The organism is Lysobacter claricitrinus, from assembly GCF_045866565.1.
Classification (GTDB): Bacteria; Pseudomonadota; Gammaproteobacteria; order Xanthomonadales; family Xanthomonadaceae; genus Cognatilysobacter; species Cognatilysobacter claricitrinus.
The window spans coordinates 739,958-754,203 of sequence record NZ_BAAFZV010000001.1 but is presented as its reverse complement, the minus strand read 5'-3'; the positions used below and the strand labels follow the sequence as shown (position 1 = coordinate 754,203).

The window sequence follows — 14,246 nt, the reverse complement described above, 5'->3', positions numbered from 1 at the left end:
GGTGGCCTGTGGAGAAGCGCGGCCACCGTCGCATCCGTGTTGTTAAGCCGGCGGGAGCCCGCCGTGAACCGCCGCTTACGTCACTGGCGTTCGTCGCGCGCGGCGGCCGGTGCCGGCGTGCCCGGTGTTGCGCGCCACGGATTGATGTCGAGCCCGCCGCGCCGCGTGTAACGCGCTTCAACCGACAGCATCGACGGCTTCGCAAGCGCGGCGATGTCCGCCCAGATGCGCTCGACGCACTGCTCGTGGAACTCGCAGTGGTCGCGGAACGAGACGATGTAGCGCAGCACGCTGGCCTGGTCGAGCGCCGGACCGCGATAACTGATCGACACGCGCGCCCAGTCCGGCTGGCCCGTGACAGGGCAATTGGACTTCAGCAGTTCGCTGGTGAGCGTTTCCTCGACGTCGCCACGCGCCGCATCGAGCGCGAGCAGCGACGCATCCGGCGGGCCGTAGTGGGTGATGTCGGTTTCGAGGGTGTCGAGCAGCACTGCCGGGCCGGGGCGATCCACCGGCGGCAGGCCGAACGCCACCGACACCGCGCCACCGGCCGCGTGCGACAGATCGCGGGTGATGCGCGAACGCACGTCGTCGTAACCGGCGAACGTGGTGCCGTTGAACGAGTTGAGATACAGCTTGAGCGACTTCGATTCGACCAGGTTCGGTGTGTTGGCCGGCACGCAGATGGTCGCGGTGGCGACGTGCGGCTTGCCCCGCGCATCCAGCCACGAAAGTTCGTACGCATGCCAGCGGTCATGCCCGGAAAACGGCAGCGGCTCGGCGACGCCGATCGCGTCGCGACCCTGCGAGCGTGCGATCGGGAACAGCAGCGAGGCGTCGTACGTCGACGGATAGTCGACGTGCCGACCGAGCGGGATCGAGGCTCCCGTCATGCGCCCGCCTTCGGCATGTCGAGGTAATCCAGCGTGGCTTCGAGCATCGCGCGCAGGCCGATGTCGAGCGACTTCTCGTCGAGCTTGAACTCGGGCGAGTGATTGCTCGGCGCTGCCTGCGGATCGATGCCTTCGCTGGTCGAGCCGACGAAGAAGAACAGGCCCGGTACTTCCTTGGCGTAATACGAGAAATCCTCGGCGCCCATCTGCAGCGGCGGCTCGATGACGTTGGCGTCGCCCACCGTGGCCTTCAGGCTGGGCAGCATGCGCGCGGTCAGCGACGGATCGTTGTAGGTCACCGGGTTGCCCTGCGTGTCGGGCACGTTCGCCTCGACCGTCGCGCCGTTCGCGGCGGCGACGTGCTCGGCGACGTTCTTGAGATCGGCGAACACCTTCTGCCGCATGCCTTCGTCGAAGGTGCGGATGGTGCCGATCATCTTCACGTCGTCGGGAATGATGTTGTAGCGGATGCCGCCGTTGATCGCGCCGAACGTCACCACCACCGGCAGCTGCGCGATGTTGGTGCGACGCGCGACGATCGACTGCGAACTCGTGACGATCTCGCTCGCGGTCACGATCGGGTCGATGCCGCCCCACGGGCGCGAGCCATGCGTCTGCCGGCCGTGCACGGTGATGTTGAAGCGATCGCTCGCCGCCATCTCGGGGCCGCTGCGCACCGCGATCTGCCCGACCTGCACGGTCGAGAACACGTGCATGCCGAACACGGCGTCGGGCTTGAAGTCCTTGAACAGGCCTTCCTTGAGCATCAGCGACGCGCCGCCTTCCTCGCCGACCGGCGCGCCTTCCTCGCTGGGCTGGAAGATCAGCATCACCTGGCCCGGAAGATCCTTGCGCATCTTCACCAGCGACTGCGCGATGCCGAGCAGCATCGCGGTGTGCGCGTCGTGGCCGCAGGCGTGCATCACGCCCGTCGTCTGCCCGTTGAACGTGGTGGTGACCTTCGATGCGAACGGCAGGTCGACGCGTTCGGTGACCGGCAGCGCGTCCATGTCGGCGCGCAGCGCGAGCTTCGGCCCCGGCTTGCCGCCCTGGATGATCGCGACCACGCCGTGGTGGGCGATGCCCGTGCGCGGCGTCAGGCCCATCTTGCGCAGCGCGTCGGCGACGACCTTGGCGGTGCGCTCCTCGCGATTGGAGAGTTCGGGATGCTCGTGGAAGTCGCGACGCCAGCTCACCACCTGCGCCTGCACGGCCTTGGCCGCGGCGTCGACCTCGGGCCGTACCTCGGCGCGCGCCGGCATGGCGATGGCGAGCGTGGCCGCGACGGCGGTGGCGAGGACGGCAAGGCGCATGTGCGGATTCCTGTGAAACGGGGGCATCGATGCTACTCCAGCTTTCCAGCACGGCCCGCTGCAAAAACCCCCGGGCCGTGCGACGCTCGACGCACATCACGATCCCGGGGCTGACCGTGTCGACCAGCGCATCCACCTCCCGCCCGCTCGAGGGCGACGCCGCACTCGTGCGCGCCATCGGCGTGTTCGCGCTCGCCGCGGCCGTCATCAACTCCACGGTCGGCGGCGGCATCTTCCGCATGCCCGGCGCACTCGCCGCGCAGGTGGGTGCCGCCGCACCGCTGTCGCTGATCGTCGGCGCACTCGCGATCATCCCGATCGCGCTGTGCTTCGCCGCTGCGGGCAGCCGCGCGCAGGCGACCGGCGGGCCCTACACCTATCTGTCCGTCGCGTTCGGGCCGTTCGTGGGCTTCGTCGCCGGCGCGGTGATGTGGATCAGCCATGTCGCGTCGAGCGCGGCAGTGGCGGCGTCGTTCGCCGACCAGGTCGCCAAGCTCGCACCGGCCATGGGCGACGCCGGCGCACGCGCGGCGCTGATCATCGGTACCTACATCGTGTTGTTCCTGCTGAACGCGTTCGGCGTGCGACTGGGTGCGCGCGCCGTGGCGACGCTGGCCAGCATCAAGCTGGCGCCGCTCGCGTTGCTGGCGATCATCGGCCTGGCCTTCGTCGACTGGAGCGCGGTGAGTTTCAATCCCGGCGACGTGCCGTCGATCTCCGCGCTCGGCGGTTCGCTGGTGCTGGTGATGTTTGCGTACTCCGGCCTGGAGACCGCACTGGTGCCATCGGGCGAATTCCACGACCCGGCCAGGACCGTGCCGCGCGCGACCATGGTCGCGATCCTGATGGTGGTCGCGCTCTATCTCGGCCTGCAGATCGTCGGCCAGGGCGTGCTCGGCCCCGCGCTCGCGACCAGCCCGGTGCCCATCGCCGATACGGCGGGCAAGTTGTTCGCCGCGGGCCGCACCTTGCTGCTCGCCACCGCCTGCGTGTCGATGGCGGGCTTCCTGCTCGGCAACCTGCTGGGTTCGTCGCGGCTGCTGTTCGCGCTGGGTCGCGACGGCTACCTGCCGTCGATCTACGGCCGGGTCAGCGCCGCGCACCGCGTGCCGCTGCTCGGGTTGGCGACGCATGCGGGCATCGCCTGCCTGCTCGCGGTACTGGGTAATTTCGACGGCCTCGCCGCGGTGTCCGGCGGCGCGATCTGCGTGGTCTACGCGCTGGTCGCGCTGGCCGCGTGGCGCCTGCAGCACACCGGTGTGTCGGAGCGCGGCACGCCGTTCCTCATGCCGGGCGGCGCGCTCATGCCCGTGATCGGTGCCGGCATCATGTTCGCGATCCTGTTCACGCTGAAGCCGGACGAGTGGCGCGCGATCCTGATTTCGCTCGGCGCGATGATCGTGGTCTACGGCGTGCTGCACCTGATGCGTCGCGGGCACGCGCCGGCGGCGCCGTGATCGTCAACGCATTGCCGCGACGTGGTGCGCGATGTGCTCGCCGATGAAACTCGCGATGAAGTAGTAGCTGTGGTCGTAGCCGGCGCGCATGCGCAACTCCAGCGGATGGCCCGCGGCGTCGCAGGCCTCGCGCAACAGGTCGGGGCGTAGCTGCGTCGCGAGGAATTCGTCGGCTTCGCCCTGGTCGACGAGCAAGGGCAGGCGCTCGCGTGCGTCGGCGACGAGTTCGCAGGCATCCCACGCTCGCCACGTGTCGCGGTCGTCGCCTAGATACGTGGTGAACGCCTTCTCGCCCCACGGCACGCGCGAGGGCGCGACGACGGGCGAGAACGCCGACACGCTGCGATAGCGGCCCGGGTTGCGCAGCGCGATCACCAGCGCGCCGTGGCCGCCCATCGAATGCCCGCTGATGCCACGTGCATCGGTGGCGGGGAAGTTTGCTTCGATCACTGCGGGCAGCTCGCGCACGATGTAGTCGTGCATGCGGTAGTGCGCGTCCCACGGCGCTTGCGTCGCGTCGAGATAGAAGCCCGCGCCGACGCCGAGGTCGTAACCCTCGGCGTCCGGAATGCCCGGCCCGCGCGGGCTGGTATCGGGCGCGACGAGGATCACGCCATGTTCGGCCGCATAACGCTGCGCACCGGCCTTGGTGACGAAGTTCTGCTCGGTGCAGGTCAGCCCCGACAGCCAGTACAGCACCGGGCACGCGCGCTGCGACGCCTGCGGCGGCAGGTAGACACCGATGCGTGTGTCGCAGTCCAGCGCGTCCGAGGGCAGCTGCCAGACGTCCTGCACGCCACCGAAGCATGCATGCGATTCGATGCGTTGCATCAGAAATGCACCACGCTGCGGATCGATTCGCCTGCGTGCATCAGGTCGAATGCGCGGTTGATGTCGTCCAGCGGCATCGTGTGAGTCACGAACGGCGCGAGTTCGATGTCGCCGCGCATCGCGGCCTGCACCATGCCCGGCAACTGGCTGCGGCCCTTGACGCCGCCGAACGCGGTGCCCATCCACTTGCGTCCGGTCACCAGCTGGAAGGGTCGCGTGCTGATCTCCTGTCCCGCGCCGGCGACACCGATGATCACGCTCTGGCCCCAGCCGCGATGCGCGCACTCCAGCGCCGCGCGCATCACGTTGACGTTGCCGATGCACTCGAACGAATGGTCGACGCCCCAGCCCGTCATCTCGACGATCACCTGCTGCACCGGCTTGTCGAAGTCCTTGGGGTTGACGAAATCGGTCGCACCGAACTGCCTCGCCATGTCGAACTTCGACGGGTTCGTATCGATGGCGATGATGCGGCCGGCCTTCGCCTGTCGCGCGCCCTGGATCACCGCGAGGCCGATGCCGCCGAGCCCGAACACCGCCACCGAGTCGCCCGGCTGCACCTTCGCCGTGTTGTGCACCGCGCCGATACCGGTGGTGACGCCGCAGCCGAGCAGGCAGACGTGTTCGGGATTCGCGTTCGCGTCGACCTTCGCCAGCGATACCTCGGCGACGACGGTGTACTCGCTGAACGTGCTGCAGCCCATGTAGTGATACAGCGGCTGGCCTTGGTACGAGAAGCGCGACGTGCCGTCGGGCATCACGCCTTTGCCCTGAGTGGCGCGCACGGCGACGCACAGGTTGGTCTTGTTCGACTTGCAGAACAGGCACTCGCCGCATTCGGCCGTGTACAGCGGGATCACGTGATCGCCCGGCTTCACCGAGGTCACGCCTTCGCCGACGTCCACCACGATGCCCGCGCCTTCGTGGCCGAGCACGACGGGGAAGAGGCCTTCCGGATCGTCGCCCGACAGCGTGAATGCGTCGGTATGGCAGACACCGGTGTGCGTGATGCGCACCAGCACCTCGCCGGCGCGCGGCGGTTCGACGTCGATCTCGACGATCTTCAGCGGTTCGCCGGCGGCGAATGCGACGGCGGCACGGGACTTCATCGGGGCTACTCCGGCGGCAGGACGCGCCATCGTACAAACCGCGCGCCGCGGATGTGTTCGTCGCGCGTGAGATCAGTCGCCCCAGTTCCATTCGACACCGAGCGTCAGCGCGCGACCGGCGGCCGGCTCGAAGTAACGCGCATTGGTCTCGTTGACGATTACCGAGCCGACATAGCGACGATCGAGCAGGTTGGCGATGCCGGCGAACACGCGACCGTGGTCGTGGTCGCGCTGCACGCGCCAGCCGATGCTCGCGTCCATCACCGTGTAGCCGTCGGTGCGCACGTCGCCGGCGGTGGTCGCGGTGACGCCGCTCACGTGTTGCGCGTCGACCGTGGCGGTCAGGCCGCTGTCGCCGCCGTAGCGCAGAGCGATCACGCCTGCGGCATGCGGTACACCGGGCAACGGCGTACCTGCTGGCACGGTCGCGACCGGCGCACGGCAGGCGGTGCCTTCGCAGGCGGCGATGTCGGAGCGGAACTCCGCGTCGAGCCATGTGCCCGACAGGTCGAGTTTCAGGCGCTCGGCCAGAGGCAAGGACAACGACGCTTCGACACCGCGACGCCGCGTCGGCCCCGCGTTGCGGAACGTGGTGCGCCCGCCGCTGCTGGTGTTGACGACGAGTTCGTCGCGCGTATCGCTGTCGAACAGCGCGAGCTCGCCGCGCATGCGATGCGTATTCAACCTCGCGCCGACTTCCGCATTGCGCATGCGCATCGGCCGCAAGAGAAAGTTGAGGCCGCTGCCACCGTCGCTGCGATAGCCGAGCTCGTTGAACGTCGGCGTTTCGAAGCCGCGCCCGGCCGACGCGTACATCGACCAGGCGCGCGACGGTGTCCACGTCACCCCGATCACCGGCGACGTCGCCGAATACGTCACGCGGCCGCTGTCATCGGGATTGGTCGCGGTGATGTAGGCATCGCGCGAGTCGAACGTCACCCGGCTCGCGCGCACGCCGCCGCTGATGCTCCACGTCGGCGTGATGTCCCAGGTCGCCTGCAGGTAGGGATCGACGTTGCGCACGCGGTCGGCCTGCTGCTGGCGCAATGCACCGCGCACGCCGAGCGTGCTGCCGACGAAATTCTCGTAACCGCGGCGCTCCTGCCGTTGCTGTTCGACGTCGAGGCCGAGCACGACGTCGAGCGGACGCGACGCGAGGTCGCGATGCCAGTTCATGCGCGCATCGACACCCGCGTACGGCGAATCGAGATCGATCCAGCCGCCCGCGCTCAGCGGACTGCGTTGCGCGGCCGGTGGTGTCGACTGCACCTGCTCGACGCGACGATGGCCCGCGTAACCGAGCAGGCGTAGCTCGCCCGCGACCAGCGAACGTGCGAACACCGCACCGAGCTGCCGCTGACGCGCGCTCTTGCGGGTGTCGAACAGCAGCGCGCTCGGGCTCGCCTGGCGCGGGTCGGCGTCGGCCTGCTCGCGCGTTAGGCCCTGCGGATCCTCGGTGTCGGGCGAGTCGAACGCGTTACCAACGAGCGTCAGGTGCCCGCCGGCGACCGCCATGCCGAGCTTCGCGTCCAGCGACTCGCGGCGTGCGCGGCTGTGATCGCGCCAGCCACCGGTCGTGAAGTGCGACGCGCCGACCGCGTAGTCGATGTCCCCTGCCGCGCCGCGTGCGTTCGCGCCGAGCCGCCACGTATCGAAGCTGCCGATGGACGCATCGACGCCGACGCGATCGGGTTCGCCGCCGTCGGCCGTGGTGAGCAGCACGACGCCGCCCGCGCCATTGCCGTACAGCGCCGCGAACGGGCCGCGCAGGACTTCGATGCGCTGCGCGTCGCCGAGCGGGAAATGCGCGACCTGGCCCTGGCCGTCCGGCATCGTCGCCGGAATGCCGTCGACGTACAGGCGCACGCTGCGGATGCCGAAACTCGCGCGCGTGCCGAAGCCGCGGATCGAGATCTGTTCGTCCTGCGCCCAGTTTTGTCGCGTGCGCGCCAGCACGCCGGGCACGCCGACGAGCTTCTCGGACAGCGTCGCGCCGTTGCCCGACGTGTCGAGCGCATCGCCTTCGACCACGCTCACCGCGGCCGGCGTGCGCTCGATCGCGCGCGACGTACGCGTGGCGACGACCTGCACGCGATCGAGTGTCGCCGGCGTGGGCGTCGCGCCCTGGGCGCGCGCCGCACCGGCGAGGACGAGCAGACCGAGCGATGTGCGGAGATGCGGCGAACGAGGCATGCGGCCTAGCCTAGTCGCAGCACCGCGTCGGCGTCGTCAGCTGAACGGTGGCTCGCTGCCGTTCGCGAACGCGCTCCGGCTTCACGACGGCTTGAAATGCGCGTGCCTAGCGTCGGTCGCACACCTCAAGGGGAGCTCTGCCATGCACGCGATCGCCGACACCGCCGCACGCTCGTCCGTCATCCCGGTCGACTTCCGCCGCGAAGCGCGAGCCGACATCGAGGCGTATGAATTCCGTCGCGTCGACTACACCGATGGCTGGGACGACGACGATGCCGCGCTGGGCTGGATCGACGTCGAAGTGATGAAGCGCGGCACGCGCCGTCGCGCGGCGAACTGAGTCGATTCGATCATCCGCGGGTACAGGTGTCGCGCCGGTCGCCGCGCTCATCCGCGGCGGTCGCTGCGCTCCGCGTGCGGTCAGCCGCGATGTTCGAGTGCGAGGTATTCCGCCGACTGCATCTCGATCAGGCGCGATGCCGTGCGCTCGAATGCGCCGGACAGCTTGTCGCCGCGATAGAGCTCCGTCGGCGCGGCGTCGGCGGTGCAGACCAGGTTGACGTGGCGGTCGTACAGCTCGTCGATCAGGTGCACGAAGCGGCGCGCGGCGTCGGCGCGGCTGTCGTCGAGTTGCGGGATGCCGCCGACGAACACGCTGTGGTGCTCGGTCGCGATCTCGATGTAGTCGCTGGCCGCGCGCGGGCCGTCGCACAGCGCCGTGAAGTCGAACCACGCGTGGCCGTCGAGGCAGGCGCGCACCGGGATTTCGCGGCCTTCGATGTGCAGAGGGGCGTGCGCGACCGGCGCGTGGCCGGTGAGTTCGTGCCAGCGCGTCGCCAGCCATGCATCCGACTCGGCATCGAGCGGCGCGCGGTACACCGGTGATTTGGTGAGCGCACGCAGGCGGTAGTCGGTCGCGCTGTCGAGATAGAGAACCTTCGTGTTTGCTTCAAGCAGCCTGATGGCCGGCAGGAAGCGATCGCGTTGCAGGCCGTCCTTGTAGAGGTTCTTCGGCTCGGTGTTCGAACTCGTCACCAGCGCCACGCCTTCGGCGAACAGGCGCTCGAGCAGGCGGCCGAGCAGCATGGCGTCGCCGATGTCGTTGACGAAGAACTCGTCGAGCACCAGCACGCGCAGCGTTTCGCGCCATTCCCTCGCGATGATGGCCAGCGGGTCGCTGGCACCCGCATGCCGGCGCAGCGCGTCGTGGATCTCGCGCATGAAGCGGTGGAAGTGCGTGCGCTGCTTTTCCGCGAACGGCAGCGATTCGTAGAAGAGGTCGATCAGGAACGTCTTGCCGCGGCCGACGCCGCCCCACAGGTAGAGGCCCTGCGGCGCGGGCGGGCGCTTGCCCTGCAGTCGGTCGAACAGGCCGACGTTGGGCGGGTCGAGGAGCGCGGCGTGCAGGCGGTCGAGTTCGGCCAGCGCCGGCTTCTGCGCCGGGTCGAACTGCCAGTCGCCGCGCGCCACGCCGTCGGCGTAGAGCTGCGAGGGCGAACGCACCGGCTCAGCCATGCGCGTCGAGGTTGGGCAGCTGGGCGGCGACGCCGTCCTTCATCGCCTGCCGCAGGTCCATCAGCTTGCCGTGGAAGAAGTGGCTGGCGCCGGGCATGCGCAGGATCGTCGGTGGCGTGCGTAACTCGGAGACGTTCGCGAGCCAGTCGTAGACACGCTGCGGTTCGACGATCTCGTCGACCTCGCCCTGGATGACGAACCACGGGCCGGTGTAGAGCCCCATGTTGTCGAAGTCCCAGCTGCGGCCGGCGGGCGGCGCGATCGAGAACAGCAGGTCCGGCTGCAGCGCGTCGGCCATGCGCAGCGAGACGAACGCGCCGAAGCTGAAACCGCCCAGCCACAGCGATGCGCCGGGCTTCTCGCGACGCACCCAGTCGACCACCGCGCGCAGGTCCTCGGACTCGCCGTTGCCGTCGTCGAACGTGCCCGCGCTCTTGCCGACGCTGCGGAAGTTGAAGCGCACCGTGGTGGCGCCGAGTTCGCGCAGTGCGCGCGCGGCCATCGTCACCACCTTGTTGGTCAGGCTGCCGCCTTCGGTGGACAGCGGATGGCAGACGACGGCGACGACCTCGCGCGCGGCGACGTCGGCGTCCGGCGTATCGACCACGGCTTCGATCGGCCCGGCCGGGCCGTCGAGCATCACGGGCACGACGCCACCCGGCGGGGCATCGGGGAATGCGGGGTTCGGCATGCGCTGCAGCCTACGCGTCGGGGCGTGGAAACGACGACGCCGCCCGGAGGCGGCGTCGTGGCGGAAGGCGCGGGGCCTTACTTGAGGTTGCCGAGCATCCAGTCGACGGTGGCCATGACCTGCTCGTCGGTCAGCGCCGGGTTGCCGCCCTTGGCCGGCATTACGCCCGCAGCGCCCTGGAAGCCTTCGATCGCGTGCTTGTGCAGCGTGTCCTTGCCCTTGGCGATGCGCGCATCCCAATGCGAGTGATCCAGCGTCGGCGCGCCGCCGGCGCCGGAGCCGTGGCAGCCCGAGCACAGGTTGCCGAAGATCACCGAGCCGTCCTTGGTGCCGCCGTAGGCGACCTGGGAAGCGGCGGCAGCGGCTGCCGCCGCCGCTGCGGCGGCCTGCTGCGCGGCACCGGTCTGGCCGGCGTAGACCGCGCCCATCGGCGCGATGCGGTTCTCGGTATTGCGCGCTTCCGACGGGTCGCGGTCGTGCGGCAGCGAGGCGTTGATGTACATGGCCGCCCCGATGAGGCTCAGCATGATCAGCAACAGGAAGCCGATCACCATCGAGAATTTCTTGAGGAATACGAGGTCGTAATTGCGCACGATCCACCTTGGGCGCGCTTGCGGGCGCGCGGAGCCGGATTTGGGGTCGGGACGGTGGACGCACGCAACGCGGCGCCACCGGGCACGGGAGTTTATCACCGGCCCCGCGGCGACGGGCCCGCCGATGCGCGCTCAGGACATCGGGTTCGCCGGCGGCGGCGGGTCCGGCGGCAGCGGGATGAACTCGCCGTTGTCGAGGTCGGGCAGCTTCATGCGGCCGCCGCGCCAGTCGGCCTTGGCCTGCTCGATGCGTTCCTTGCGCGAGGACACGAAGTTCCATTCGATGAAGCGCGGGCCGATCGCTTCGCCACCGAGCGCCATCACCGTGGCCGGCCCGCGCGCGGTCACGTCGGCGCTGCGACCCGGCGTCAGCACCGCCATCTGGCCGACGCCGAAGCGCTGGCCGTCGATCTCCACCTCGCCGCGCGCGACGTAAAACGCGCGCTCCGGATGGTCGGGCGGCAGCGCGAAGCGGGCGCCGTCGTCGAGGTCGAGGTGCAGGTAGAACAGCGGCGACGCCACCGCCACCGGCGCGGCGAGTCCGAGCGCGGTGCCGGCGATGAGCCGACCGCGCACGCCACCCTCGGCGAACGCGGGCAACGCGGCCGCGTCGAAATGGGCGAAACCGGGTTCGGACTCCTCGGCCGATTCGGGCAGCGCGACCCAGGCCTGCAGCCCGTCCAGCCGGTCGCCCTGCGCGCGCGCCTTCTCGAAGCGCTCGGAATGCGTGATGCCGCGGCCGGCCGTCATCCAGTTGACCTCGCCGGGGCGGATCGCCTGCTCGGAGCCCACGCTGTCGCGATGCATGATCTCGCCGTCGAGCAGGTAGGTGACGGTCGACAGGCCGATGTGCGGATGCGGGCGTACGTCGACGCTGCGCGCGATGCCGGGCGGGAAGTCGGCCGGGCCCATGTGGTCGAAGAAGATGAAGGGGCCGACCATCCGGTGCAGCGGCGCGGGCAGCACGCGGCCGACCTCGAAGCCGCCGAGGTCGCGGCGGCGGGCGGGAATCACGAGCTGGATCATGGCGGCGCTCCGGTGCGGACGTCGACGTTATAGGCGCGACGCGTCACCGCTGCGAGAGCGCTGCATGGAACGGGCTGGTGCGCCATTACGACCGGCGGTTGCACGCACCGGCGCGGCGTCCACAATGACCGCTCCGATGGGGAGCGGGCATGATCGAAGTCGAACGCCTCACCAAGCGCTACGGCGAGTTCACCGCCGTCGACGCCTTGTCCTTCGCGGTCCGGCCGGGCGAGGTGATGGGCCTGGTCGGCCCCAACGGCGCGGGCAAGACCACCACGCTGCGCTGCGTCGCCGGGATCATCCCGCCCACGCTCGGCAGCATCCGCCTCGGCGGCATCGACCTCGCCGCCGATCCGGTCGGCGCCAAGCGCACGATGGCGTTCATTCCCGACGAGCCGCGGCTGTTCGAGTACCTCACCGTCGCGCAGCACCTCGCGTTCGTCGCGCGGCTGTACGGCGTGGCCGACTACAAGGCGCGCGGCGAGACGCTGCTCGCCGACCTCGACATGGCGGACAAGCAGGATCTGCTGCCGGGTGAACTCTCGCGCGGCATGAAGCAGAAGCTGGCGATCGCCTGCGGCCTGCTGCACGGCCCCACCGCGGTGATCTTCGACGAACCGCTCACCGGCCTCGACCCGCGCGGCATGCGACGCATGAAGGACATGATGCGCAACCTCGCCGCGCAGGGCGCCGCGATCATCCTCAGCTCGCACCTGCTCGGGCTGGTCGAGGAAGTCTGCACGACGCTGCTGATCCTCAAGGACGGCCGCGCGATGGCGGTCGGCACCGTCGCCGACATCCGCGCCCGGTTCGCCGGCGACGGGGCGACGCTCGAGGATGTGTTCTTCCTCGCCACCGAGGACGCGCCGGGCGCGCCGCGCGGATGAACGACATCGTCCGCGCGCTGGCGTACATGCAGTGCGTGTCGCTGGCGAACCGCGTGCGCCAGCGCATCCGCCGCCTCAAGCAGCCGAAGTACCTGATCGGCGCGATCGCCGGCATCGCGTACTTCTACGGCGTCGTGTTCCGCCACATGATCGGGCCCAACGCGCACAACGCGCGTTTCATGATCATGCCGCCCGGCTCGGCCGAAGTGCTCGGCGCGCTGGCCGCGCTCGGCACGCTGATCTTCATGCTGTCGGCGTGGATCTTCGCCAGCGATCGCGCCGCGCTGCGCTTCAACGAGGCCGAAGCCGCGTTCCTGTTTCCCGCGCCGATCTCGCGCACCGGGCTGATCCACTTCAGCGTGATCCGCTCGCAGCTCGTGTTGTTCGTGTCGGTGTTCCTGATTTCGTTGCTGCTGCAACGCGGCCGCGCGATGGGCATCAACCCGCTGCAGTACGCCGCCGCGCTGTGGCTGATCGTCGCGACCACGCGCCTGCATTTCCTCGGCGCGTCGTTCACCCGCGAACGCCTGCTCGATCTCGGCGTGCGCCCGGTCTGGCGGCGCGTGGTCGGTATCGCCTTGTTCGTCGCGTTCGCCGTCGCCTGCGTCGGCTGGGCGCGCGCACATGCGCCGCTGCCGCAGAACCTCGCCGGCCCGCGCGAAGTCACCGACTACATCGGCTCGGTGCTCGAGCAGGGCCCCGCGTTCTGGGTGCTGGCACCCTTCCGTGCGCTGACCGCGCCGATGATCGCGACGTCGTCCGCCGCGTTCGCGCGCGCGCTGCCCGGGGCGCTGCTGATGTTCGCGCTGCATTACATCTGGGTGGTGCGGTCGCAGGTGTCGTTCGAGGAAGCGAGCATCGCGCTCGCGCGTCGTCGCGCCGAATCGAGCGCGGCGATGCGCGATGGCCGCGTGCGCCTGCGCGCGAAACCCACGCGTGCACGCAGGCCGGCGTTCGAACTCGCACCGCGCGGCTTCGCGCCGATCGCGTTCCTGTGGAAAGGCCTGATCGCCGCCGGCCCGTTCTGGCGCGTGCGCACGCTGGTGGTCGCGACGGTGCTGCTGCTGGGCGTGACGCAGTGGCTGTCGACGCAACCGGTCGGCGCGGCGTTCTTGAAGGTGATCGGCATCGTCAGTCTGGCGATGGCCGGCTGGAGCACCGTGGTCGGGCCGATGTTCGTGCAGGGCAGCCTGCGGCAGACGCTCGACCATCTCGATGTATTGCGCGCGACGCCGCTGCGCGGCTGGCAGATCGCGCTCGGCCAGTTGCTCGCGCCGATCGCGATGCTGGTGCCGGTGCAGTGGCTGTTGCTGCTTACCGCGTCGCGCGCTTTCCAGGGCATCGAATGGCTGACGCCCGGCATGCTCGCCGCGCTGGTGGTCGCGGTGGTGCTGCTCGCGCCGGTCACGTGCGCGGTGATGCTGTGCGTGCCGTTCGCGGGGATGCTGGTGTTTCCCGGCTGGTCGCCCGGCGGCCGCGGCGGCGGGTTCGACGTGATGGGCCAGCGCATGATCTTCGGCGGCATCTACGTGCTGGTGCTCGCGCTGTCGGTGGTGCCGGCCGCCGCGGTCGCTGCCGGCCTGTTCTTCGGCATCCGCCTGTTCGCCGGCATGGTGCCGGCGCTGATCGTGGCCGCGATCGCCGCGGCTGCGGTGATGGCGGCCGAAGCCGCGTTCCTCGTGCGCTGGCTGGGTGGCCGCATCGAACGCTTCGACGTCTCGACCGAACTGCGCTGATC

Annotated in this window: 12 protein-coding genes and 1 pseudogene; 4 read left to right on the top strand and 9 right to left on the bottom strand. The window is 69.8% G+C overall.

The features are described 5' to 3' along the window. Nucleotides 1-80: 80 nt before the first annotated feature. The gene (queF, locus tag ACKTTN_RS03205) at nt 81-893 is read right to left on the bottom strand and encodes an NADPH-dependent 7-cyano-7-deazaguanine reductase QueF (protein WP_407908428.1); all 813 of its coding nucleotides are present in this window, start codon (nt 891-893) and stop codon (nt 81-83) included. Beyond that, nucleotides 890-2,140 (bottom strand): annotated as a pseudogene (locus ACKTTN_RS03200) (amidohydrolase); the annotation flags it as partial. The gene queF and the pseudogene ACKTTN_RS03200, both read right to left, overlap by 4 nt. Nucleotides 2,141-2,322: 182 nt before the next feature. On the opposite strand from ACKTTN_RS03200, the gene ACKTTN_RS03195 reads away from it, so the two are divergent. Beyond that, nucleotides 2,323-3,663 carry an APC family permease gene (locus ACKTTN_RS03195; RefSeq protein WP_407908427.1) on the top strand — a complete coding sequence of 447 codons (1,341 nt, stop codon included), beginning with the start codon at nt 2,323-2,325 and terminating at the stop codon, nt 3,661-3,663. A gap of 3 nt (nt 3,664-3,666) precedes the next feature. On the opposite strand, the gene fghA is transcribed toward ACKTTN_RS03195, so the two are convergent. From fghA to ACKTTN_RS03180, 3 genes are all read right to left on the bottom strand, one after another. Continuing rightward, nucleotides 3,667-4,494, bottom strand: coding sequence for an S-formylglutathione hydrolase (gene fghA, locus ACKTTN_RS03190; RefSeq protein ID WP_407908426.1), 828 nt, complete (start codon nt 4,492-4,494; stop codon nt 3,667-3,669). Continuing rightward, a complete protein-coding gene (locus ACKTTN_RS03185; protein ID WP_407908425.1) occupies nt 4,494-5,603 on the bottom strand; it encodes an S-(hydroxymethyl)glutathione dehydrogenase/class III alcohol dehydrogenase in 1,110 nt (369 codons plus the stop codon). The genes fghA and ACKTTN_RS03185 overlap by 1 nt, the downstream gene beginning before the upstream one ends. 72 nt (nt 5,604-5,675) lie before the next feature. Continuing rightward, a complete protein-coding gene (locus ACKTTN_RS03180; RefSeq protein WP_407908424.1) occupies nt 5,676-7,796 on the bottom strand; it encodes a TonB-dependent receptor family protein in 2,121 nt (706 codons plus the stop codon). 142 nt (nt 7,797-7,938) lie between these two features. On the opposite strand from ACKTTN_RS03180, the gene ACKTTN_RS03175 reads away from it, so the two are divergent. Continuing rightward, nucleotides 7,939-8,136: a hypothetical protein gene (locus tag ACKTTN_RS03175; RefSeq protein ID WP_407908423.1), complete on the top strand. Its 198-nt coding sequence runs from the start codon at nt 7,939-7,941 to the stop codon at nt 8,134-8,136. A gap of 80 nt (nt 8,137-8,216) precedes the next feature. On the opposite strand, the gene zapE is transcribed toward ACKTTN_RS03175, so the two are convergent. From zapE to ACKTTN_RS03155, 4 genes are all read right to left on the bottom strand, one after another. Then, entirely contained in the window at nt 8,217-9,311 is a 1,095-nt protein-coding gene (gene zapE / locus ACKTTN_RS03170) for a cell division protein ZapE (protein WP_407908422.1), read from the bottom strand. Then, nucleotides 9,304-10,002, bottom strand: a complete 699-nt coding sequence (locus tag ACKTTN_RS03165) for an alpha/beta hydrolase (RefSeq protein WP_407908421.1) — start codon at nt 10,000-10,002, stop codon at nt 9,304-9,306. Before ACKTTN_RS03165 ends, zapE begins: the two co-directional genes overlap by 8 nt. Nucleotides 10,003-10,079: 77 nt before the next feature. Beyond that, the gene (locus ACKTTN_RS03160) at nt 10,080-10,595 is read right to left on the bottom strand and encodes a c-type cytochrome (RefSeq protein WP_407908420.1); all 516 of its coding nucleotides are present in this window, start codon (nt 10,593-10,595) and stop codon (nt 10,080-10,082) included. Nucleotides 10,596-10,727: 132 nt separating this feature from the next. Next, on the bottom strand, nt 10,728-11,621 hold the full coding sequence (locus ACKTTN_RS03155; RefSeq protein WP_407908419.1) for a pirin family protein: 894 nt from the start codon (nt 11,619-11,621) through the stop codon (nt 10,728-10,730). A gap of 149 nt (nt 11,622-11,770) precedes the next feature. On the opposite strand from ACKTTN_RS03155, the gene ACKTTN_RS03150 reads away from it, so the two are divergent. Together ACKTTN_RS03150 and ACKTTN_RS03145 are read left to right on the top strand one after the other, a co-directional pair. Further along, a complete protein-coding gene (locus ACKTTN_RS03150; protein WP_407908418.1) occupies nt 11,771-12,508 on the top strand; it encodes an ABC transporter ATP-binding protein in 738 nt (245 codons plus the stop codon). Next, the gene (locus tag ACKTTN_RS03145; protein ID WP_407908417.1) at nt 12,505-14,244 is read left to right on the top strand and encodes a putative ABC exporter domain-containing protein; all 1,740 of its coding nucleotides are present in this window, start codon (nt 12,505-12,507) and stop codon (nt 14,242-14,244) included. Before ACKTTN_RS03150 ends, ACKTTN_RS03145 begins: the two co-directional genes overlap by 4 nt. Nucleotides 14,245-14,246: the final 2 nt, after the last annotated feature.

What these genes read in the sequence shown, in the direction of transcription:
- queF (WP_407908428.1), bottom strand. Translation starts at nt 893, where the DNA reads ATGACGGGAGCCTCGATCCCGCTCGGTCGGCACGTCGACTATCCGTCG.
- fghA (WP_407908426.1), bottom strand. Translation starts at nt 4,494, where the DNA reads ATGCAACGCATCGAATCGCATGCATGCTTCGGTGGCGTGCAGGACGTC.
- ACKTTN_RS03185 (WP_407908425.1), bottom strand. Translation starts at nt 5,603, where the DNA reads ATGAAGTCCCGTGCCGCCGTCGCATTCGCCGCCGGCGAACCGCTGAAG.
- ACKTTN_RS03180 (WP_407908424.1), bottom strand. Translation starts at nt 7,796, where the DNA reads ATGCCTCGTTCGCCGCATCTCCGCACATCGCTCGGTCTGCTCGTCCTC.
- ACKTTN_RS03175 (WP_407908423.1), top strand. Translation starts at nt 7,939, where the DNA reads ATGCACGCGATCGCCGACACCGCCGCACGCTCGTCCGTCATCCCGGTC.
- zapE (WP_407908422.1), bottom strand. Translation starts at nt 9,311, where the DNA reads ATGGCTGAGCCGGTGCGTTCGCCCTCGCAGCTCTACGCCGACGGCGTG.
- ACKTTN_RS03165 (WP_407908421.1), bottom strand. Translation starts at nt 10,002, where the DNA reads ATGCCGAACCCCGCATTCCCCGATGCCCCGCCGGGTGGCGTCGTGCCC.
- ACKTTN_RS03155 (WP_407908419.1), bottom strand. Translation starts at nt 11,621, where the DNA reads ATGATCCAGCTCGTGATTCCCGCCCGCCGCCGCGACCTCGGCGGCTTC.
- ACKTTN_RS03150 (WP_407908418.1), top strand. Translation starts at nt 11,771, where the DNA reads ATGATCGAAGTCGAACGCCTCACCAAGCGCTACGGCGAGTTCACCGCC.
- ACKTTN_RS03145 (WP_407908417.1), top strand. Translation starts at nt 12,505, where the DNA reads ATGAACGACATCGTCCGCGCGCTGGCGTACATGCAGTGCGTGTCGCTG.